Origin of the sequence: Ensifer adhaerens (genome assembly GCF_028993555.1) — a bacterium.
Lineage (GTDB): Bacteria > Pseudomonadota > Alphaproteobacteria > Rhizobiales > Rhizobiaceae > Ensifer > Ensifer adhaerens_I.
This window is the reverse complement of the sequence record NZ_CP118611.1, coordinates 1,302,465-1,324,848: the sequence shown is the minus strand read 5'-3', so window position 1 is coordinate 1,324,848 and position 22,384 is coordinate 1,302,465. Positions and strand designations below refer to the sequence as shown.

Sequence of the window (22,384 nt, the reverse complement as noted above, 5' to 3'; positions counted from 1 at the left end):
GGTCATCGTATGACGCATTCCCTAGCGATCGTAACCGGCGCGGCCGGCGATATCGGCCGCGCTATTGCGCACAAGCTTTCCGCCGATCACGACGTGATCCTGCTCGTCGATATCGACCCAGACGCCGCTGAACGGGCGGCGCGTGCGCTTGGCGACGACAAGCGTTACGTGGCCGTCGCCTGCGACGTGACCGATGTGACAAGCGTTGCGGCTATGGCCGCGACGGCAAAGCAGAGGGGAGCGGTTCGCACGCTCGTCAACAATGCGGGGGCTGCCCGCGCCGTCAGCCTGCACGATACGACGCCTGAAATCTGGCGCATGGACAACGCGCTGAATCTCGAAGCCGCATTCCTGTGCTTTCGCGCCGTCGAGGACATGCTGAAAGAGACCCGCGGATCGGTCGTTAACATCGCCTCGGTCAATGGCATGAACGTGTTCGGTCACCCTGCCTATAGCGCCGCGAAGGCGGGACTCCTGCATCTGACGCGGCTGATCGCAGTGGAATACGGCAAGTTCGGCATCCGCTCCAACGCAGTAGCGCCCGGCACCGTACGCACCCAGGCCTGGGAGGCACGGGCGGCGTCGAATCCCGATGTCTTCGAGGAAGCACGGCGCTGGTATCCGCTGCAGCGCATCGTCAACCCCGACGATGTCGCCAATGCCGTGCATTTCCTGGCGGGCCCGATGGCTGCGGCCATCTCGGGGGTCTGCCTGCCTGTCGACTGCGGCCTTACCGCCGGCCAGGCGGAGCTGGCCCGCACATTCTCGCAATCAAGCCATTACTGACATAAGCATTCGGAGGAAGAGCATGCACCCGGTTTCCTATCGTCTCGAGGCGTCGTGGCAGCCGGACGGCGGGCCGTTCGGCCGGTTTACCTTCACGTTGTTCAATTTTTCCGGTGAACCGCTTTCCGGCTTCAGGATCGTCTATACGTCGCTGACGCGCGTCATTGATCCCAAGGCCTGTGAGAATGCCGTGTTTCTGCGCCGCAACGCCAATTTTCATGAATTCGCGCCGCCTGCGGGACAGACGATCGAAAATGGTGGCAGCTGGACCTTTACCGTCAGTGGCCTGCATCGCAATGCGCGCCATTGCACCGACGGCGCCAAATCCGCCTACCTGACACTTGCGGATGGCCGCCATGTGCCGGTTGCCGTCTCTGACCTGCTGCTCGAAAACGCTATCAGTGAACCGCCCCCGGCGCGGCTGCCGGAGGGTAAGCTCGACCAGCCCTATGCGCTGACGCCCTGGCCGACGAAGCTCGAGCTTCGTGCCGGGACAGGTTTCCCCGTCGTTCTCTATCCGGCCGCCGAGGCCGGGCAAGACGACATGGCAGCGGTCGACACGGTCCTGTCGATGTTCCATCGATTGTTTCCTGGGGGCCATGCTCCCTTCAGCCTCGCGGCATCGAAGCAGGGGTGGCCGGTGGTCTTCACGGCGGAGGCTGGTTTGCCCGCAGAAGGTTATCGCCTTGATTTCTCTGAAGGCGAAATTCGGCTGAGCTACGGCGGCAGCGCCGGCCGGCAATATGGCCTGACGAGCCTCGCGCAACTGCTGGATGGCGCGCGCAATCATCCCGGCAAGTTCAGCTTTCCTGCGAGTGGCTCCATCTCAGATGCGCCACGTTATAGCTGGCGCGGCTGCCATCTCGACGTTTCCCGGCAGTTCTACCCGACCGCGGACGTGGCACGCCTGATCGATATTCTCGCTTGGTTCAAGCTCAACGTCTTCCACTGGCACCTGACGGACGACGAGGCGTGGCGGCTGGAGATCAAGGCCTTTCCGCAGCTGACGACGCTTGGTGTGCTGCGCGGCCCCGATGAGCCGTTGCTGCCGCAACTCGGCAATGGTGCGGAGCCCGTGGGCGGTTTCTACAGCCAGGCGGACGTCAAGGCGATCGTCGCGCAGGCAACCGCCCTCCATATCGATGTGGTGCCGGAGATTGACATCCCCGGACACAGTACGGCGACGCTCGTCGCGCTGCCGGATCTGACCGATGGCCAGGAGGCGCCGGAGAGCTACCACTCGGTGCAAGGTTATCCGAACAATGCGCTCAACCCGGCCGTCGCCTTCACCTATGAGTTCCTGGAGAAGGTGTTCGACGAGATGGTCGAACTCTTCCCGAGCCAGTACCTCCATATCGGCGGCGACGAAGTGGCGAACGGCTCGTGGCTTGCTTCGCCGCTTGCCAAGAAGCTGATGGAGCAGGAGGGTATTTCCGGTACCTTTGCGCTGCAGTCCTATTTTCTGAAGCGGGTGAAACAGATGCTGACGGCGCGCGGCCGCAAGCTCGCTGGCTGGAACGAGGTGGCGCATGGTGGCGGCGTCTCGATCGAGGATACGCTGCTAATGGCGTGGGAGCGGCCGGAGGTCGGCATCGAACTGGCGCGCGAAGGCTACGACGTGGTCATGACCCCTGGGCAGGCCTACTATCTCGACATGGCGCAGGCCGATGCGTGGCAGGAGCCGGGCGCCAGTTGGGCCGGTACCGCCACGCCGGCGCATACCTACGGCTATGAGGCAGAGGGCGAGTTTCCGGATGACCTGAAAACGCGCCTCAAAGGTGTTCAGGCCTGCATCTGGTCTGAGCATTACCTCTCCCGCAGCTATTTCAATCGCCTTGTCTTCCCGCGGCTTCCGGCGATTGCCGAGGCTGCCTGGACGCCAAGGGCGGCAAAAGACTGGCTGCGCTTTGCGGCCATCGCTCCGCTCAGCCCCAATCTTTAAGAGGAAAGCCCATGCGCATCGCCGTTGGTGGCATCCACACCGAATGCAGCACCTACTCGCCCGTCCTGATGACAGAAGAGGACTTTCGCGTGCTGCGCGGGCAGGTGTTGGTGGACGCGGATTATTTCAGCTTCATGAGGGACGAGGGTGTCGAGCACTTGCCGCTGCTCCACGCGCGGGCTGTGCCTGGCGGCCCGGTGTCCCGTGCGACCTACGACGCCTTCAAGGCGGAGTTCCTCGAAAAGCTCCGCGAAGCGCTGCCGATCGACGGGCTCTATCTGGCCATGCACGGCGCCATCAAGGTCGATGGCATGGACGACGCCGAGGGCGACTGGATCTCAGCGGCGCGCGCGGTCGTCGGCCCAGATTGCCCGATTGCGGCAAGCTACGACCTTCACGGCAACGTCAGCCAGAAGATCATCGATCAACTGGATATCTTTGCTGCCTATCGCACCGCGCCGCACATCGATACGCCGGAGACCATGACCCGGGCCTGGTCAATGCTCGTCTCGGCCTTGCGAAGCGGGACGCGTCCGGGTGTTGCCTGGGCGCCGGTTCCGGTTCTTCTGCCCGGCGAATGTACCTCGACCGAAGACGAGCCGGCGATGTCGCTCTACGCTCAATTGCCAGAGATCGATAAGCGCCCGGGCATTCTCGACGCCAACCTGATGGTCGGTTACGTCTGGGCAGATGAGCCGCGCGCCACCGCCTGCGCGGTCGTGACCGCCACCGATAGGGCCGCAGCCAAGCAGGCGGCAGAAGAAATTGCCGCGGGCTACTGGGCGGAGCGCAGGAACTTCCTTTTTGGCCCGGTGACCGGACCGCTCGACGAGATGCTGGATATCGCCGAACGGGCGACGACAACGCCGATCATCCTTGCGGACTCCGGCGACAACCCGACCGGCGGCGGTGTCGGCGACCGAGCCGATGTGCTGAAGGCGCTGCTGGCACGCAGCTGGCGCGGTGCCTTGATTGCCGGCATCACCGACCGCCCCGCCGTCGAAGCCTGCTTTGCCGCCGGGGCCGGCGAAACGCTGATGCTCAGGATCGGCGGTAGCCTGGATCCGACAAGCCCGTGCGCCGAGATGCTGGCGGAGGTCGTCAGGCTCGACGATCCAGGTGCGGAGAGGGAGAGGCAGGCCGTAGTGCGTGTCGGCGCCATCGATATCGTCATTGCCGCGCGCCGCAGGCCCTATCACAACATCGAGGATTTCCGACGTCTGGGCCTCGATCCCCAGGCTGTGCGGTTGCTGGTCGTCAAGTCGGGTTACCTCTCGCCGGAACTCGCGCCGATCGCCAATCCCAATCTGATGGCTTTGACCGAGGGCGTCGTCAATCAGGACATTCAGGGCCTCGCCAGCCTGCGCCGTCACCGGCCGAGCTTTCCCCTCGATCAGGACTTCGCCTTCGAGCCTGTCGCTCGCTTCTCGTCCCGTTGGTCGAGCCGCGACTGAGGCGTCACTACCCGCATGTGCCTACCCAAATCTCGGGTAGGCTTCTCCTTTTGCAGCGCCGCGTGCCTCTGAAGGCGCTAAGGTCGCCGCCACACATTAAGTTGCTGCATGACTTTGTCTTGGATCGATCCCGATTTAAGGAAGCATGCGGTGCCCTCCACCCGCTTCGCGGACACGTTCTGGCATGACTCCCACCATCCTTAGCGCCATGCGCACTCCAGCCATGCGGATCAGCATGCTGGCGATCTTCCTGTTCGGCTTCGCCGGCGCTGCCACCTCGCCCTACCAGTCCGTCGTCGGCATCAACGAGCTGGGCCTTAGCGACGCCGTCTATTCGCTGCTGATCCTTCTTGCTTCGACGGTCAATGTGATCGTCAGCGTTTCGATCGGCATTCTCGCGGATCGTGTCGGCAACTATCGGCTGCTGATGTCGACGGCGATCCTCTTCGGCGTGGTCGGCTATGGCATCGTCTATGTGCTGCCGTACCAGACGAGCTTCGTCATCAGCGTCCTGTTGTTCCTGCCGATCTACGGCGCGCTTTACACATTGCTCTTTGCCAATGTGCGCAGCATCGCCCGCCGGATGAGCGGCCATGACGCAGCCTCGCTGACAACAGGCGCTCGCGCGGCCATATCGGTGTCGTGGGTGCTCGTGCCCGGGCTGGTCGGCTTCGCGCTGGCGGGCGGCGACAGCATGCTGCCGGCCTATCTGCTGGCCTGCCTCGGCTGCGCGGCCAATCTGCTGATCGTCTATTTTAGATTGCCCAATGAAAGCGGGGCCGACGCTTCGCTCGGCAAGCGGCTTTCCTACTGGACGTCGTTCCGGGAGATCCTTGCGCCGCGCATCTTCCTGCGCGTGATCGCCGTTGCAACCATCACCTCGACGTTGCACGTCAATGCCGCCGTGCTACCCTTGATCATGACCGACGAGATCGGCGGCAGCGTCACCGATATCGGCATCATCGTCGGGATCGTTGCCTTTCTCGAAGTCGTCTTCATCTTCGTCTGGGCACGTATCCAGCTAGGCCTGGTCCCATTCAAGGCGCTGGCGCTCGGGACAGTCATCTACATCGGCTACATGGTGTTGCTTGGCTTTTCCAATGCCACCTGGCAAATCTACGCGCTCACCCTGATCAGTGCCTTCGGCGCCGCCGCCTTGATCACCATCCCAATCAGCTATCTGCAGGACCTGATTGCCGATCGGCCGGGTCTCGGAAGCTCGCTGATTGCGGTGAACCTTTTTTTGAGCGGTGGTCTTTGCGCCGGGCTTTTCGCCTTGGGAACGCGCATCAGCAACTATTCCGGCACGGCGCTCATCGGCGGTGTCGCGGGATTTGCGGGGTTGGTGTTGCTGCTGGTGTTGGATGGTGATCGAACAGTAAAGAAAACGGTCCGCCGCTAACTCGGCTAGTCCCAGGGCTCATCGACAAAACTGCAGGTGAATTTTGTTTGGTTGTCCTGAAGACATCTCTTCTTTTGATCGACGAGGATCATGATCCTCGCGATGAAGCGTGAGAAATCGGCTTTGCTGGAGTTGAAGGTGGCTATTCCCAGAGCGTGCGCCTGGGCCTGAGCCACGCAGGTCGCCAACTCCTGATCGGGGACGTCACTGTTTGCAACGACGACAGCTCTGTCAAATCGTCCTTCCGCGGAATAGTTCACGGCAGAAGCGCAGTTTGCTACACCAGTTGCTGCACTATCGTTCAGTAGCCTCTGATAGTAAGGGTCGAAGCCAAAGTCTTCAATTTTGCTGACGTCGACCCGGCCATTCTGGACGGCATCATTTCTGAAGATGACGCCGATGGTGTTTCTTCCGAGGCCCGGTTGGGCTCTCACTTCAATTCCGGCAGTGATGGCGAGCATTTGAATCGTTGAGAAGACCACATCCCTCTTCTTGGTCTCCCCTTGGCTCATTCCTACGCCGATAAATTCCGGGAAGGCGGTAAAATGTCGCTCTCCGTTGCGAACAGGGCCGAAGAAGCTCACATTCTGGGCGACCGAAGACGAAGCAATAAAGACGCTCGTGAGAAGTCCCGCGGTAAACATAAGATGTCTAATGGTTCTTCTCCTGTTTCTGTCGCAACACACGAAGCCTTCTCACCAGAAGTCGGCGCTCGCGTAAGCAGATAGGACGGCAACGCATCGCCAGCAATGCGTTGGCACATCCATTTTTCTATCATTGCGATCAACAGCCGCAAGACGCTGAGGCGCGGAAGACGCGGTCCTGGTACAGGTCTCATCAAAAAGTGATTGGGGCGCCTTTCGGCGCCCCAATCAGCATGTCCTTGAGTATGTCAGGCGAGAGCGTATCAGTTGCCGAGAATGCCCGGCAGCCGCAGGCCCTTGTCCTTGGCGCAATCAAGGGCGACGTCGTAGCCGGCATCGGCATGGCGCATGACGCCGGTTGCCGGGTCGTTCCAGAGCACGCGCTCCAGGCGCTTGGCAGCATCATCCGTGCCGTCTGCGCAGATAACGACGCCCGAGTGTTGCGAGAAGCCCATGCCGACGCCGCCGCCATGGTGCAGTGACACCCAGGTGGCGCCCGAGGCGGTGTTGAGCAGGGCGTTCAGCAGCGGCCAGTCGGAAACGGCGTCCGAGCCGTCCTTCATCGCTTCGGTCTCGCGGTTCGGCGAGGCGACCGACCCGGAGTCGAGGTGGTCGCGGCCGATGACGACTGGTGCCTTCAGCTCGCCATTCCTGACCATTTCGTTGAAGGCAAGGCCGAGGCGGTGGCGGTCGCCGAGGCCCACCCAGCAGATGCGTGCCGGCAGGCCCTGGAAGGAGATGCGCTCCCGCGCCATGTCCAGCCAGTTGTGCAGGTGCTTGTTGTCGGGCAGCAGTTCCTTGACCTTGGCGTCTGTCTTGTAGATGTCTTCCGGATCGCCTGACAGAGCCGCCCAGCGGAACGGGCCGATGCCACGGCAAAACAGCGGACGGATGTAGGCTGGAACGAAGCCCGGGAAGGCGAAGGCGTTTTCCAGACCCTCTTCCTTGGCGACCTGGCGGATGTTGTTGCCGTAGTCGAAGGTGGGGATGCCCATGTCCTGGAAGGCGATCATCGCTTCGACATGTTCACGCATCGACGCACGCGCTGCCTTTTCGACGGCCTTCGGATCGCTTTCGCGCTTGGCCTTCCACTCGGCCATGGTCCAGCCCTTCGGCAGGTAGCCGTTGACCGGGTCGTGCGCCGAAGTCTGGTCGGTGACCATATCAGGGCGGATGCCGCGGCGGACCATTTCCGGCAGGATTTCGGCGGTGTTGCCGAGCAGACCGACGGACTTCGCCTCGCCGTTCTTCGTCCAGTGGGCGATGATCTCCATCGCTTCGTCCAGCGTTTCGGCTTTTTCGTCGAGGTAGCGGGTGCGCAGGCGGAAATCGATCGAGTCCGGGTTGCATTCAACCGCAAGGCACGAGGCGCCTGCCATGACCGCTGCGAGCGGCTGAGCGCCACCCATGCCACCGAGACCACCAGTCAGGACCCATTTTCCTTTGAGGTTGCCGCCGTAATGCTGGCGACCGGCTTCCACGAAGGTCTCGTAGGTGCCCTGAACGATCCCTTGAGTGCCGATGTAGATCCACGAGCCGGCGGTCATCTGGCCGTACATGGCGAGACCCTTCTTATCCAGCTCGTTGAAATGATCCCAGGTCGCCCAGTGCGGCACGAGGTTGGAGTTGGCGATCAGCACGCGCGGGGCGTCCTTGTGGGTGCGGAAGACGCCGACCGGCTTGCCCGACTGCACCATCAGGGTCTCGTCGTCGTTGAGATCCTTGAGCGTCTCGACGATCTTGTCGAAGTCAGCCCAGGTGCGCGCCGCGCGGCCGATGCCGCCATAGACCACCAGCTCGTGCGGGTTTTCCGCAACGTTCGGATCGAGGTTGTTCATCAGCATGCGCAGCGGCGCTTCGGTCAGCCAGCTCTTGGCGTTGAGCGTTGTGCCCTGGGGGGCGCGCACGTCGCGAATGTTGTGGCGCGGATTGTTGATAGTCATGCCTCGCTCCCTGTCAGTGTCTTGAGGTCAAATGCGATGGTTTCGATGCGGTTCAGGATGGCCTTCAGCGGTTCCCGAAGGCGCGTGCTACGGGCAGCGTCGAGCGTGAAGGGTGGTTCTTCGGCTGCGAGATGGGTCGATTGCGCGAGCTCCATCTGGATCGCGTGTACGCCCGTCTCGGGGCGGCCATAGTGGCGGGTCGTCCATCCACCCTTAAAGCGGCCATTGAGAATACTGCTGTAACCTTCTGCGGAAGATGCGATTTCTGCTGTCGCCCTCTCGATTTCCGGCGCACAGGTCTTGCCCATATCCGTGCCGATGTTCAGATCCGGCAACTTTCCTTCGAACAGGAACGGGATGTGCGAGCGGATTGAGTGGCAGTCGTAGAGCACGGCAACCCCGTGGATCGCCTTGACCCGCTCGATCTCGGCAGCGAGTGCTGCGTGATAGGGCGCGTGGAACGTCCGCAGACCTTCGGCAATATCGGCTTCCGTTGGTGCCAATCCATCCTTCCAGATCGGCTTGCCGTCGAAATCCGTCTCCGGGATCAGGCCGGTCGTGTTCTGACCGGGATAAAGGCTGACGCCTTCGGGATCGCGGTTGGCGTCGATCACGTAGCGGTGGAAGGTGGCGCGAACGACGGTCACTTCCGGCAGCAGTCCGTCATAGAGCTGATGGATATGCCAATCGGTATCAGCCAATATCCGGCCGTTGTCGTTCAGCCGATCCCAGATGGCACCCGGCACATCCGTACCCGTGTGCGGAAAGCCGAGGATGACCGGGGAATTTCCCCTTTTGACTTCGAAGACCGCCATCTCAAGCCTCCAGGCTGGGCAGGATGCCCGCGGAGACCGCGGCGTTGAGGCGGCCGGAGGCGATGAGGTCGCCGGCGGCCTTCAAATCGTTAGCCATGTAGCGGTCTTCTTCGATCGTCGGCGACACGGCGCGAAGGGCCGCTGCCGCTTTCTGAAGTTCGCGGCTCGTCGCCAGCGGCGCGCGGAATTCTACGCCCTGGACTGCGGTCAGTGCTTCGATGCCGACGATCGAGAAGAGGTTCTCGGTCATCAGCAGGAGGCGGCGCGCACCATGGCAGGCCATGGACACATGGTCTTCCTGATTGGCCGATGTCGGCGTCGAGTCGACCGAGGCCGGGTGCGAGAGCTGCTTGTTCTCCGACATCAGTGCTGCCGAGGTGACCTCGGCTATCATCAGGCCGGAGTTCAGGCCAGGCTTTTTGGCGAGGAAGGCCGGCAGGCCGTAGGAGAGTGCCGGATCGACGAGCAGCGCGATGCGGCGCTGCGAGATCGCACCGATCTCGCAGACCGCGAGCGCGATCTGGTCGGCGGCAAAGGCAACCGGCTCGGCGTGGAAGTTACCACCGGAAACGACGGAATTGTCCGAAAGAACCAGCGGATTGTCGGTGACGGCGTTGGCTTCGGTCTCGAGCACGCGCGCGACGGAGCGCAGGAGATCGAGGCAGGCGCCGTCGACCTGCGGCTGGCAGCGGATGCAATAGGGGTCCTGGACGCGCTCGTCGCCTTCGATGTGACTTTCGCGGATGGCGGAGCCGGCAAGCAGCGCGCGGAGAGCCGCGGCCGTATCGATCTGGCCGCGATGACCACGCAGCGTGTGGATGTCGGGGTGGAAAGGTGCGGAAGAGCCCATGGCCGCATCGGTCGACATGGCGCCGGCGATGAGTGCTGCCTGTGCGGCGCGATGGGTACGGAAGAGGCCGGCGAGCGCCAGGGCGGTCGAGGTCTGGGTGCCGTTGATGAGAGCCAGGCCTTCCTTGGCGGCAAGGATCACCGGCTTGAGGCCGGCTGCGGCAAGTGCCTCGGCGCCAGACAAGCGGCGTCCGTCAAAGAAGGCTTCGCCATGGCCCATCATCACGGCTGCCATATGGGCGAGCGGAGCGAGGTCACCGGAGGCGCCGACCGAGCCCTTTTCGGGAATGACCGGGATGACGCCCTTTTCGAGCATGGCTTCGATCAGCCGAATGAGCTCGAGGCGGACACCGGAGGCGCCGCGGCCGAGAGAGACGAGCTTCAGCGACAGGATCAGGCGCACGACGTTTTCGGCGAGCGGTTCGCCGACGCCGCAGCAATGCGACAGGATCAGGTTGCGCTGCAGCGTTGCGACGTCGGCACTGTCGATCTTGATCGATGCCAGTTTGCCGAAGCCGGTGTTGATGCCGTAGACCGGCGCGTTGCCGGCGACGATCTCGGCGATGCGCGCTGCGGCCTTGTTGATGCCGGCGTCAAAGGACGGGTCGAGGCGAGCAGGCTCTCCGGTCCAGTAGATCGTTTCGAGGTCGCGAAGGGGCACGGAGCCCGGGTGAAGAATAATGGTCATTGACCGTTCCTTTGCCCTCTGAAGATGCGTTCATGAAGCGGGTTGAAGCCGATGCGATAGACGAGCTCGGCGGGATCCTCGATGTTCCAGATCGCCAGATCGGCCGACTTGCCGACCTCGATCGTGCCGGTTTCGGCAATGAGGCCAAGCGCCCGTGCGGCTTCGCGTGTCGCGCCGGCTAGGCATTCGGCAACCGTCAGCCGGAAGAGCGTCGCCGACATGTTCATGGTGAGAAGCAGCGAGGTCAGCGGCGAGGTGCCGGGGTTGCAGTCCGTGGCGATCGCGATATGCGCGCCGGCGTCGCGCAGCGCCTGAACCGGCGGCAGTTGCTCTTCGCGCAATGCATAGAATGCGCCGGGCAACAGCACGGCAACGGTGCCTGACTTGGCAAGGGCCGCGGCACCTTCGGCGTCGAGATATTCCAAGTGGTCGGCCGAAAGCGCTCCGTAGGAGGCAGCAAGCTTGGTGCCGCCGAGATTGGAGAGCTGCTCCGCGTGAAGCTTCACCGGCAGGCCGAGTGCCTTGGCGCGGTCGAAGACGCGGGCGATTTCCGTGGTTGAGAAGGCAATGCCTTCGCAAAAGCCATCGACCGCATCGACCAGTCCTTCGGCGTGCGCGGCATCAAGGCCAGGCAGGACGACATCGGTGATGTAGTCGTCATTGCGACCCTTGTAGTCTGCCGGCGTCGCATGGGCCGCGAGGTAGCTCGTTACAACGCGCACCGGGCGCAACGTTGCGAGTTTGCGGGCGGCACGCAGCATGTTGAGCTCGGCCGTGACGTTCAGCCCGTAGCCGGATTTGATTTCAACGGTCGAAACACCTTCGGCAAGAAGCGTGTCGAGCCGCGGCAATGCGCTTTCTACCAGCTGGTCGACCGTCAGCGCATTGGTTGCCTTTACCGAGGAAACAATGCCGCCACCGGCGCGTGCGATCTCTTCATAGGTTGCTCCTTCGAGCCGCATCTGGAATTCGCGGGCGCGGTTGCCGCCGTGAACGATGTGGGTGTGGCAGTCGATGAGCGCGGGTGTCATGACGCGACCCTGGCAGTCGGTCACTTCAAGGCTGCGGGAGATCTCGATTGGGAGATCCTTTTCCGGCCCCGCATAAGCGATACGACCATCGATGACCGCAACGGCCGCATCTTCGACGACGCCAACCCCTTCAGCGCTTTCGCTGAGGGTCACGAGACGCATATTGCGCCAGATGCCGGATGCCTGCTTGCTGCTCGAGAGTTCGTTCATGAGGTCGCCTCCACTGGATATAATGTATATACATATTAATTCGCTCTACAAGAGGAAAATTGGGAGGCAGGAGGAAAAGGAAAGGGCGATCGGCTCGCCAAAAGGCGATGAGATATCTGAGCAGCTGGTTTTAGAAACTTGATTTCGCCAGAATTTTTGACCGTCCCTTCGTCTTGAAGGCACGCATAAAGAAAGGCCCCAAACCTGAGGTCTGGGGCCGCCATCTATGTCAGCTGGCAAGGGCAATCACGACGCTTGCTTCCGACTCGAAGTCCTGCCGAGGCCGAAATGGATAAGGCTAAGCTGCGTGGTCCGCCTTGACGCGCAGGCGCTCGACGAGCTCGACGAAACGATTGCCGGCGATCTCAAGCTTTCCGCTGTTGTCGATGATACTGACGCCAGGCCCCGACGTGACGTCGGGGGCCTGGCGGCTAAGCCGCCGCAGAACCTGTTCCTCACTCTCCCGGCCACGTTCGGCAAGGCGCTTTGCCAGAACCGGTGCCTCGGCGGTGATGACGACGACAGCGATCTCGCCGAAAGCATCCCGGAACGCTGGCAAGGCACCGCGGCTGCCGTTGACGATCGCCGTCATGCCGTTCCGGACATTATGTAACACCACGGAGGGGATGCCGTATTTCAGACCGTGCGCGTCCCAGAAGACCGCGAAGGCGCCATCCTTCTGCATGTCGACGAATTCGTCTTCCGAGACGCTTTCATGCACCTCGCCACCGGCATCCGAGGGCCGGGTGATGACGCGTCGGACGAAATGCACGTCGTGACAGTCGGCGAAATGCCGGGCAGCAAAGCCCATGACGCTGTCCTTGCCGGCACCGCTTGGTCCGACGACGACGACGAGCGCACCTGAACCCCGTTCACTCGCGCTCATGCGACACGCCGTCCTTCGCGCCAGACGGAGCGCACGACCGGAATGCCTTCTTTGCGGTGCACGCGGGCGATATCGGCGCGCAGGCCGATCGCGACGCGGCCGCGGTCGTCAAGGCCGACAGTGCGGGCCGGTGTCGAGGTCACCATCGCAATCGCCTTCGGTAGGTCGATGGCTTCCAGTTCGTCGGAAAGGACGAACGGCGCGTGGATCAGGCTGAAGGGCACATAGTCCGACGACAGCACGTCGAGAACGCCGCGCTCCGCCAGGTCGCGGGCGGCGATGTTGCCGGAGTGCGACTTGCCGCGAACGATGTTCGGCGCCCCCATGAGCACGCTCAAGCCCGCCCGGTGCGAGGCTTCGGCGGCTTCGAAGCTCGTCGGGAACTCCGCGAGCTTGATGCCGTAGCCGATCGATTCGTCGACATGGGCGATCGTCGCGTCGTCATGGCTGGCGATCGTGATGCCGCGCTCGGCGCAGGCTTTGGCAAGCGCGTCGCGGTGCGGAGCGGCATACCGTGCCGACAGCGCCTGCTGACGTTCGACGAATTTTTCGAATTCGGCGTCCGACAGGCCGCGCTTGGATTTGTAGTAGAGCGTGTACTGGTCCATCGTCTGGAACTGACGCTGGCCGGGAGCATGATCCATCAGCGAGACGAGCTTGACCTGCGGGTCGTTCTGGAAGTCCTCGTAGTGGTCGAGCACGTCGGAGGTGGAGACCTCGCAGCGGAGGTGGATCAGGTGGTCGGCGCGCAAGCGGCCTTCTTCCTTGGCCTGCGCCAGGGCGTCGGCCATGCTGCGCATTTCGCCCTTCTGGAAGCCGCCGTCCTCGTCGGAGCCGAGACGGAGGCAGTCGAACACCGTGGTGATGCCCGAGGTCACGACCTGTGCGTCATGCGCCTGGATCGCCGCGATCTTCAGCCAGCGCACCCCAGGACGCGGCGAGTAGTGGGCTTCCAGGTGATCGGTGTGCAGTTCGATCAGGCCAGGGATCAGAAAGTCGCCTTCGAAGTCCTCACCGTTCGCAACTGTTCCCTTCGAAATATCGGCAACCTTGCCGTCGCGGATCAGCACCGAACCGTCGAGGATACTGTCCTCGAGAACGATGCGGGCGTTGGTCAAAACCTGTTCTTTGCTCATCTCATGCGATCTTTCGTTGGGTGTCGCTGCCGAGCGGCAGCAGGGAGCGGACAGTAAAGGGGGCGCCGCGCTCAGGTTCGACGAAGAGCGCGACTGACGTTACGTGAAGGGGTGTGCCGATATGCTCGGCGAAGGTGGTTTCGAGCGCGGTGCGCATGACGCCTGCGGTCTCGGCAGGCACGGGGCCCGTCAAGGTCAGATGGAACTGAAATTCTTCGAATACATAGGGATAGCCCCATTCTCTCAAGTACTGCCGCTGCCGCACTGGCAAGGTTTCCGGTTTGCGGCGGGCGAAGTCTGCGTCGGATAGCGGAGCGCGGAACGGGTCGAAGCGATGAACCGCATCCTCCGCCAGATCCTGCAGGTCGGCCGAGGGGGCGGAAGGCACCAGTGCAAAGAATGGGCCGAGCTGGTGCAGAACGATCTCGGGGATTTCGAACGGATCGAGGTCGGCCGCGAAGCATTCGAAGATGCTCAGCAGTTCCTCTTCGTCGCGCCCCTCGGCAAGCTCGAAAGGCGCCTTTAGCGTGCCGTGGAAGCCGTAGCGCCGCGGATCGGCCGTCAGTGCGTGCAGCCGCTCCTTGTCGATCCCCGCGATCGGTGCAGGATCGAGGTGTTCGCCTGTAAAGGCGTCACGGCCGAGCCAACGGGACGCGACCTGCGACAGCCGGTCGTCCGCCGGCGGCGCGAAATAGATTGCATAACGCACGGACTTCACTTTCTTGTAGCGACCGGCCCGCCATGCGGCGGGTCGATTGTTTGCGGGATGCGATGCGCAGCTAGCCGATTTCCATGACAACATCATGATAGCAGGCGCGCAATTCACGCTTCTGGTCAGTGACCTTTGCGCCCGATCAGTCGCGAACGGCACGCGTTCGAGATGCTGTCGAAAATAAAGACAACCAGCAAGATCAGAAGCACCATGTAGGCGACATTTTCCCAATCGGAATTGGTTCGCATTGCTTCCCAGAGCTTGAGGCCGATACCGCCCGCGCCGACAGCGCCGATGATCGTCGCCGAACGGGTGTTCGATTCCCAGAAATAGAGCGCCTGGCTGGCAAAGACCGGCAGTACCTGCGGCAGCACACCGAAGCGCTGCACGGCGAGCGGTGCCGCACCCACGGACTTGACGCCTTCGCGCTGCTTGTCGTCGATGTTCTCCAGCGCTTCGGAGTAGAGCTTTCCGAGTGTGCCGGTATCGGTGAAGAAGATCGCGGAGATACCGGCAAGCGGTCCGGGGCCGAAGGCACGGGTGAAGAACAGCGCCCAGATGAACATGTCCACCGACCGCAGAAAGTCGAAGAACCGCTTGACCAACTGGTTGGTCATGAAGCTCGGGGTGATGTTGCGGGCCGCGAGGAAGCAGAGCGGGAAGGCGATCAGCGACGCAAAGAGCGTGCCGACGAAAGCCATGACGACTGTTTGCAAGAGCTTCGTCCAGACGTCCAGATGTTGCCACTCGGCATTGTAGAGAATGTTGTTCCAGGCGAGCGAAAGGTTCGATCGGGCGGGATCGATCCGCTCGCCCGAGGTGATCAGTGAGGCGACCTCGCCATAGCTCTTGCCGAAGAAGGGCGAGTTGGTGTCGAAGAGGAAGTTCGCCCAGCCGAAGAAGCGGTTGCGGACGGAGACCTCGTCGCCTTCGACTTCGGCCCAGCCGGTGGCGCCGAATGCGAGCACGATCTTCTCGCCGGGACGCTTCTGCGTCGCCCAGCCGGGCAGTGCTCCCTGCGGCGTCACCGTGTCGGTGCCGTCTACGGCCATCACCAGTGTATCGCCCGCATGTGTTGCCTTCACCAGGCCATCGGCAATCTCGATCCGCGTCGAGCGGTCGTACGTGACGACCACACGGGTCAGCACCTCTTCCGTACGGGTTTCGACCCGGCTCTCGGCTTGGGCCGTGGCGGTTCCCCCAAGTGCTGCGCCCGGCGTCATGAAGCTGAAGGACGAACTCGCCTTCGGTTTGGCGGTCTGTACGACCGACGCCGGGACCTCGACCCTTCGCGTTACCGTCTCCCTGTCGAGTTCCACCCAGTCGGGGTTGGGGTTGCGGCCGAGCGGCGAATTGCGCTGATAGTTGAGGCTCATCGTCCGGTCGGGAGCGACGTGGATCTCGGGGCGAACCTCATAGGACACCCAATCGGCGAGGTAGGTGCCGGCGATACCCCAATTGGCGTTGCCGAGCACATGACCGATCGAGAAGAACCACCAGCTGAAGATGAGATAGGCGACGACGCCGCCGGCGATCGTTGCTGTGCGTACACGCTTGGAGGTGGAGGATTTCAGGAGCTCGGGATGGCGGCTCGCGATCGCGTCCGTCTCCATCGGGCTCAGTCGTGTGGTCGTGGTCATGGCGCGCACCTACTGGGCAAGCTGGAAGGCCTGCTCGCCGACGAGGCGGCGGCGAAGCCAGGCGGAAAACTGGTCGACGGCGAAAATGGTCGCGAACAGCAGGATGACGATCGCAAGGGTCTTGGCCTGGTGGCCCTGGCCGATCGAAAGGCGCAGCAGCTCGCCGATGCCACCGCCGCCAACAGCGCCGATGATGGTCGAGGCGCGCACGTTGATTTCGAGACGCAAGAGGAAGTAGCTGGTGAAGTTGGGAAGAACCTGCGGCACCATGCCGAACCAGACACGCTCGATCCAGTTGCCACCAGCGGCACGCAGGCCTTCATCCGGCTTCATGTCTGCGTTCTCGACCACTTCGTAGAAGAGCTTGCCGAGCGCGCCGACCGTGTGGATCGAGACCGCTGCAATTGCGGGAATGGGGCCGAGCGAGAGGATGGCCAGGAAGAAGCCGGCAATCACCACTTCCGGAAAGGCGCGCAGGATCTCCATGATGCGGCGAACAAGGCCGCGGATCCACGGATTGGGCATCAGGTTGCGCGCGGCGAGGAAGCAGAGCACGAAGCCGAGTGCCGTGCCGATGACGGTGGAGAAGATCGCGATGTTCACGGTCTCCAGCATCTTGTGCACGTATTCGGGAATGTAAAGGCTCTCGGTCAGGTATAGCCGGCCTTCGGGGTAGTTGTACTTGAAGCTGCCGTCGTCATAGGGCGAGGGCAGGTCGAACATGGCGCGGAAGATTTCCAGGCCGTCGCGCGGGGCGAGATCGCCGACGAAGTCGAAGAAATGCGGCAGGCGATCGAAGAACTTGCCGGCGTTGGAATCGTTGGCGAACCAGAGCGAGCCCGAAAGCGCCAGGAAGAGAACGCCGAAGCCGAGCCAGGAGTAAAGCCGGCGGCGGGAACTCAGTTCCTGCCAATGGCGCTCGATGACGGCGCCGTTGTCGCTCAGATGCCGCGGGAGCAGGGAAGTTGCCATGACCGTTCCGGCTCGCGCCGGCCTCTATGGCATTTCAAGGAAAAGCACGAAGCGGCTTTCCGTCCGGAAATGCGTGAAAACAAAACGATAAAGATGTTCCAGGAGCGCGTGCCTGGCACCCCTTCAAACAGTGAAACGCTGGCCGTTTGGGCGGCCAGCGTTCCCTCGTGATGCGATCTATCAGCCGCCGATCGTTGCCTTGCGGGCGTCGATGATCGGCTTGTAGAAATCCGAGTTGACTTCGGTGAAGCCGGTGAAATCACCGCCCTGGATAGCCGAGAAGCAGGCTGCGTCGGTCTTCGGCAGGTCGAGCATGAACTGCTTGAACTTTGCCTTCATGTCGTCGTTCATCGAGGTGCGCACGACGATCGGGCCGTTCGGGATCAGCGGCGACTTCCAGAGTTCGACGAGGTCGTTCATGTCGAGGATGCCCTTGTCGACCATCTTCTTCAGGTTGCCCGAGGTGTAGCCGTCCTTGAATTCGCCGACGCCCGAGCCGAAGGTCGTGCCGGCATCGAAGGTGCCCTTGACGACTTCGAGGACGAGGTTTTCGTGACCGCCGCCGAAGCCGGTTTCACCGAAGAATTCCTTGACCGGGGCGCCGATGGCTTCCGGCAGGGTGACGAGCGGTACGAGGTAGCCCGAGGTCGAGTCCGGATCGGCGAAGCCGAGCTTCTTGCCCTTCAGGTCTTCGAGCTTGGTGATGCCGGAATCCTTGCGGGCGACCATGATCGAGTGGTAGCCGGTCGAACCGTCGGTCTGGACGGTCGTCAGGATCGGCTCGACGGCGTCGGCCTTGGCGAGGTAGATCTTGGCGTAGCCGGAAGCGCCGAGTTCGGCGTAGTCGAGCGTGCCGCCGAGCAGGCCCTGGATTACGCCGTCATAGTCGGCAGCCGGGAACAGCGAGACCTTCTCGACGCCGATGGCAGCCGGGAGCTTGTCGACGAGGCACTGGAAGTTGCGCAGGCGGTCGGCTTCGTTTTCGCCGCCGAGGATGCCGATGCGGAACTCCTTGAGGTCTTCAGCCTGGGCGTGGCCGATAAGGGCGAGGAGCGCGACGGCGCCCAGAAGAGCTTTCTTCAGCATAAGGTTCTCCCGTATGTCCGGCTCGGCCGGATCCTATTCGGTTTCAAAGAGGTGCCCTTGACGCGGGCTTTCGATCGTGGCGGGCGTCAGATGCCGGCCAGTGCCAGCGGCTTGAGGCCGGCCGATGCCGTTTCTTCCTGCGGTTCGGCCGCCGGAATGTTGATGCTGGTGGAGGTCATCGATTCCTCGATGCCCGTGTCGGCGCCGTAGATCTCGGCAACCGCTGCCGCCGTCAGATCCTTGGGCTGGCCGTCGAAAACGACGCGACCATGCGCCATGCCGATGATGCGTTCGCAGTAGTTGCGCGCCGTATCGAGCGTGTGAAGGTTGGTGATGACCGTGATGCCGTCGCGCTCGTTGATGTCGCGCAGCGCGTCCATGACGATCTTGGCGTTGAGCGGGTCGAGCGAGGCGATCGGCTCGTCGGCAAGCAGCACCTTCGGTTGCTGCATCAGGGCGCGGGCGATCGCGACGCGCTGCTGCTGGCCGCCGGAAAGCGTGCCCGCCGGCTGAAGTGCGGTCTGTTCGATGCCGAGGCGCTCGAGTGCGCCGATCGCCATGATCCGCTCTTCGCGGGTAAACATGTTGAGGATGCTGAGCACCGTCGAGCGATGATTGAGGCGGCCGAGCAAAACGTTGGTGAGAACGTCGAGACGTGGCACCAGGTTGAACTGCTGGAAGATCATCGCGCAATCGCGTTGCCAGTTGCGAAGCGCAGCACCGCGAAGTGACGACACTTCCGCGCCGTCATAGACGATCGAGCCTGAAGACAGATCGACGAGGCGGTTGATCATGCGCAGAAGCGTCGACTTGCCGGCGCCCGAGCGGCCGATCACGCCGACCATCTGACCCTGGGGGATGTCGAAGGTAACCGAACTCACGGCTGTCTTCTTGCCGAACTGGCGGGTTACACTCTTCAACTGAAACATTTCTAGCAGGTCCTCTTTCGGGGAGACCGGTCATCGGTATGACACCTGCCATATCGGCGCTTCATGAAAGCGAAATGTCAGTTTGTTGTAAGTTCTGTTACAGTTCACACCCGCACGGGCTGGGTTAATCAAAAGTGAACAGCATCGGCTCCGGCAGATGGCCGAATGGTTACCTTTCACGGTATTGCCAGCTCGAAATTTGGCCGGATACGCCCGTCAACGGACAGCTTTGCCGACGCATACAGCCGCGTGATCCCTAGCGCTGCGGGCCGGGCTCCAAGGTCGCTCCTGGAATATAGAGCGCGATCGGTCGGATCTCGTAGATCGCCGTTGGATTGCTGCGCCTAAGGTCGCGGGCTGCAGCGATGGCCGCCTCGATCGTCGGGAAGTCCACGACATAGAGGCCAAGAAGCTGCTCCTTGGTCTCGGCGAAGGGGCCATCCGTGACGATGCCTTCGCCGCTGCCCCTTAGCGTCACCGCGCCTTCGGTAGGCCCGAGCCGCGCCGCCGGTCCGAATGACTTTTGCTCAACGAAGTGATCATGAACCCGGAGGAGATCGGTCATCAGGGCCGCATCCTCCTCCTCGCTCCAGGATTCGACGACGCCTGCCGTGTGATAAGCCAAGATCGCGTAATACATGAACCGTCCTCCCGGACGTATTCCTGTCAGGTTTCGCCGGCGGCTTCAATCGGCGCGGCAAGGTTCATGTTTCAACGCCACGCCCGAAATCACCCCCAGAATGCTGCGGCGTCACGCTAGGTCCGGGCGGTAGTCCGGATACGGCGCCTTTGAGTTCCGCAGCCCGGGACTGCCGCCTTGTGTCGTACTTGTCACGGTCACACACGGCGACCAGTGCGTCTCGCCGGCGTGAATGCGCCTCGATCCAGTCGTGTGCTTCGTTGGCTCATTCATCACGCAGGCACATGGTCTCATCACTTCGTTTCATGGAGTGGACGCGCTTCCGCCCTTGACTCGTCTCTATCGATCTCTTCTAACTTATGTTGTCAGACATCTTACATAAATGGGAACCCATTATTGCTGACGTTCAAACAGGAGGACTGCGTGAGGAAACTGGTTTTACAGCTCGCCGTCGGCGCTGCCGCGTTGGCGCTCGCCACCGCCGCACAGGCAGGCGAGACGCTCGATCGTGTCATGAGCAAGAAGGCGATGGTGGTTGCTACCAACAGCGGGTGGCCGCCGCAGAGCTTTCTCGACGACAGCAACCAGCTCGTCGGCTTCGACATCGATGTCTCCCGCGAGATCGGAAAGCGCCTTGGCGTCGAGGTCAGCTTCGAGACACCGGACTGGGCCACGTTGACAGGCGGCCGCTGGCAGGGACGCTATGACGTCGGCGTCGGTTCGGTCACCCCCACCAAGGCGCGCGCCCAGGTCATCGACTTTGCCGGTATCTACTACTACAGCCCCTATGTCTACGTGCTGCACAAGGACAGTGAGGCGAAGTCCGTCGCGGACCTCAACGGGAAGGTCATCGGCGTTGAAACGGCCACGACATCGGAAGATTTCATTCGCCGTCAGTTGGAAATCGACGCGCCAGGACTGCCGCCGATCGAATACAAAGTGGAACCGGGCGAGATCCGTACCTTCGCCGACTCCATGCTTCCCTTCGACGACCTGCGCCTCGGCAATGGCGTGCGCCTTGACGCGGTCATTGCGCCGGAACAGACCGCGCTGAACGCCATCAAGAACGGTTATCCGCTCAAGGTGCTTGACGGCGAATACGCGTTCAAGGAGCCGCTCGTCGTGATCGCGGAAAAGACCGATCCCGAGTGGACAAAGAAGATCGGCGATCTCATCGCCGAGATGAAGAAAGACGGCACACTCGCAAGCTTTACCACCAAGTGGTACGGCAAGGACTACAGCGCCGACTGAGCTGGACAAGTGTGCGGGGCGGCAGTTCGTGCGGCCCCGCAATCCTTAATCGCTGTCTGCAGGGCGAGAGAACATGTCCTACCCCGATACCTACTACAAGAATACGATGGTCGACCGGAAGGTCAGACCAGTGCTTTCGGAAACTATCGAATGTGACACGGTCGTGGTCGGCGGCGGGCTCGCTGGTCTGACAACGGCGCTTCAGCTTGCACGCGCCGGGCAGTCGGTGGTCGTGCTCGAAGCCGAGAGTGTCGGTTTCGGGGCTTCCGGTCGAAATGGCGGCTTTGTCAGTCCCGGATTTGCGACCGGTAGCGAGAATATTGCTCGACTGGCCGGTGCCGAAGGTGCACGGCAGATCCACCGCCTGTCGATCGAGGGCGTGGATTTTGTCCGCGATACGATCGCCGAGCTGAAGATCGAGAGCGCGCATGCGCAGCCCGGCATTACAAGTGTGCTGCGCTATGACGACGGCGGCAGCTTGAAGGCACATGCCGAGGCGATGCGTCAAAACTACGGATATGAATTGGAATACTTCGATACCGAGCGTGTCCGCTCCGTGCTGAAGTCGAAGCGCTACTTCCAGGGCCTGCGCGACCCCAAGGCCTTTCACATGCATCCGCTCAACTACCTTCGCGCTGTGGCAGAAGAGATCGAGCGGTTCGGAGGGCGGATCTACGAGCGGTCGGCAGCAACGGCAAGCATGCTCGACGGTGCCGAAAAGACGGTGTCGACGACCGGCGGTCGCGTCAAGGCGCGCCAGGTCGTCTTTACGACCGGCGGCTACACCGGCGCGCTCAATGGCCGGCTGCAGCGTGCGTTCCTGCCGATCGCCACCTATGTGATGCTGAGCGAAGAGGCGCCGGACCTGATCCGCTCGGCCATCGCGACCCGCGACGCGATCGGCGACAACCGCCGCGCCGGGGACTATTACCGCTTGGTCGATGGCGGCAAACGGCTGCTCTGGGGCGGGCGCATCACCACCCGCGCAGCTTCGCCGGCCGCCCTTGCCGCCGAATTGCGCCGCGAGATGACCGGCACCTACCCGCAGCTGAAAGGTCTAAAGACCGAACTCGCCTGGTCGGGCCTGATGTCTTACGCCCGCCACCTGATGCCCCAGATCGGCGAGATGCGGCCCGGTGTCTGGCACTGCACCGCGTTTGGCGGTCATGGGCTCAACACGACCGCGATCGGCGGCAAGCTCGTTGCCGAAGGCATTCTCGGCCAGTCCGAACGCCACAAGCTCTTCCGGCCGTTCGGCCTGGTCTGGGCCGGCGGTTACGCCGGGCTGGCGGTCGCGCAACTCACCTACTGGAAACTGCAGGCACAGGACTGGTGGCGCGAGCGCGCGGCCTGAACGCCGGAGATGAT

The 22,384-nt window shown here is 62.4% G+C and carries 19 protein-coding genes; 6 read left to right on the top strand and 13 right to left on the bottom strand.

The features are described from left to right. Positions 1–9: 9 nt before the first annotated feature. From PWG15_RS26205 to PWG15_RS26190, 4 genes are all read left to right on the top strand, one after another. The gene (locus PWG15_RS26205; RefSeq protein ID WP_275027062.1) at positions 10–786 is read left to right on the top strand and encodes an SDR family oxidoreductase; all 777 of its coding nucleotides are present in this window, start codon (positions 10–12) and stop codon (positions 784–786) included. Between the two features lie 22 nt (positions 787–808). Further along, complete coding sequence (locus PWG15_RS26200) at positions 809–2,728, top strand: beta-N-acetylhexosaminidase (RefSeq protein WP_275027060.1); 1,920 nt, start codon at positions 809–811, stop codon at positions 2,726–2,728. Positions 2,729–2,739: 11 nt separating this feature from the next. Further along, positions 2,740–4,182, top strand: a complete 1,443-nt coding sequence (locus PWG15_RS26195) for a M81 family metallopeptidase (protein ID WP_275027059.1) — start codon at positions 2,740–2,742, stop codon at positions 4,180–4,182. Positions 4,183–4,366: 184 nt separating this feature from the next. Then, the gene (locus PWG15_RS26190; protein WP_275027057.1) at positions 4,367–5,584 is read left to right on the top strand and encodes an MFS transporter; all 1,218 of its coding nucleotides are present in this window, start codon (positions 4,367–4,369) and stop codon (positions 5,582–5,584) included. A 5-nt stretch (positions 5,585–5,589) separates the two neighbouring features. Here PWG15_RS26190 and PWG15_RS26185 read toward each other — a convergent pair whose 3' ends face one another. The 13 genes from PWG15_RS26185 to PWG15_RS26125 form a co-directional block, all read right to left on the bottom strand. After that, a complete protein-coding gene (locus tag PWG15_RS26185) occupies positions 5,590–6,228 on the bottom strand; it encodes a hypothetical protein (protein ID WP_275027055.1) in 639 nt (212 codons plus the stop codon). A gap of 263 nt (positions 6,229–6,491) precedes the next feature. Next, complete coding sequence (gene hutU / locus PWG15_RS26180; protein WP_275027218.1) at positions 6,492–8,165, bottom strand: urocanate hydratase; 1,674 nt, start codon at positions 8,163–8,165, stop codon at positions 6,492–6,494. A 2-nt stretch (positions 8,166–8,167) separates the two neighbouring features. Beyond that, positions 8,168–8,986, bottom strand: a complete 819-nt coding sequence (gene hutG, locus PWG15_RS26175; protein WP_275027053.1) for an N-formylglutamate deformylase — start codon at positions 8,984–8,986, stop codon at positions 8,168–8,170. Position 8,987: 1 nt separating this feature from the next. Next, the gene (gene hutH / locus PWG15_RS26170; protein ID WP_275027052.1) at positions 8,988–10,523 is read right to left on the bottom strand and encodes a histidine ammonia-lyase; all 1,536 of its coding nucleotides are present in this window, start codon (positions 10,521–10,523) and stop codon (positions 8,988–8,990) included. Next, positions 10,520–11,764, bottom strand: coding sequence for an imidazolonepropionase (gene hutI, locus PWG15_RS26165; protein ID WP_275027050.1), 1,245 nt, complete (start codon positions 11,762–11,764; stop codon positions 10,520–10,522). Before hutI ends, hutH begins: the two co-directional genes overlap by 4 nt. A 298-nt stretch (positions 11,765–12,062) precedes the next feature. Then, a complete protein-coding gene (gene phnN / locus PWG15_RS26160) occupies positions 12,063–12,650 on the bottom strand; it encodes a phosphonate metabolism protein/1,5-bisphosphokinase (PRPP-forming) PhnN (protein ID WP_275027049.1) in 588 nt (195 codons plus the stop codon). Next, positions 12,647–13,786: an alpha-D-ribose 1-methylphosphonate 5-triphosphate diphosphatase gene (locus PWG15_RS26155; protein ID WP_275027047.1), complete on the bottom strand. Its 1,140-nt coding sequence runs from the start codon at positions 13,784–13,786 to the stop codon at positions 12,647–12,649. Before PWG15_RS26155 ends, phnN begins: the two co-directional genes overlap by 4 nt. A 1-nt stretch (position 13,787) precedes the next feature. Continuing rightward, positions 13,788–14,495, bottom strand: coding sequence for a DUF1045 domain-containing protein (locus PWG15_RS26150; protein ID WP_275027045.1), 708 nt, complete (start codon positions 14,493–14,495; stop codon positions 13,788–13,790). Between the two features lie 125 nt (positions 14,496–14,620). Further along, positions 14,621–16,138: a phosphonate ABC transporter, permease protein PhnE gene (phnE, locus tag PWG15_RS26145; protein WP_275027044.1), complete on the bottom strand. Its 1,518-nt coding sequence runs from the start codon at positions 16,136–16,138 to the stop codon at positions 14,621–14,623. 9 nt (positions 16,139–16,147) lie between these two features. Next, entirely contained in the window at positions 16,148–17,110 is a 963-nt protein-coding gene (gene phnE / locus PWG15_RS26140; protein ID WP_275027043.1) for a phosphonate ABC transporter, permease protein PhnE, read from the bottom strand. A 180-nt stretch (positions 17,111–17,290) separates the two neighbouring features. Next, positions 17,291–18,196, bottom strand: a complete 906-nt coding sequence (phnD, locus tag PWG15_RS26135) for a phosphonate ABC transporter substrate-binding protein (protein ID WP_275027041.1) — start codon at positions 18,194–18,196, stop codon at positions 17,291–17,293. Positions 18,197–18,282: 86 nt separating this feature from the next. Further along, complete coding sequence (gene phnC / locus PWG15_RS26130; protein WP_057249148.1) at positions 18,283–19,125, bottom strand: phosphonate ABC transporter ATP-binding protein; 843 nt, start codon at positions 19,123–19,125, stop codon at positions 18,283–18,285. 256 nt (positions 19,126–19,381) lie between these two features. Next, positions 19,382–19,765 (bottom strand): YciI family protein, encoded by a 384-nt coding sequence (locus tag PWG15_RS26125; protein WP_275027038.1) that lies wholly within the window; start codon positions 19,763–19,765, stop codon positions 19,382–19,384. Between the two features lie 423 nt (positions 19,766–20,188). Between PWG15_RS26125 and PWG15_RS26120 the strand changes: the two genes are divergently transcribed. Together PWG15_RS26120 and PWG15_RS26115 are read left to right on the top strand one after the other, a co-directional pair. Continuing rightward, positions 20,189–21,016, top strand: coding sequence for a transporter substrate-binding domain-containing protein (locus PWG15_RS26120; RefSeq protein ID WP_275027037.1), 828 nt, complete (start codon positions 20,189–20,191; stop codon positions 21,014–21,016). A gap of 73 nt (positions 21,017–21,089) precedes the next feature. Continuing rightward, positions 21,090–22,370 carry an NAD(P)/FAD-dependent oxidoreductase gene (locus PWG15_RS26115; protein WP_275027035.1) on the top strand — a complete coding sequence of 427 codons (1,281 nt, stop codon included), beginning with the start codon at positions 21,090–21,092 and terminating at the stop codon, positions 22,368–22,370. Positions 22,371–22,384 lie beyond the last annotated feature (14 nt).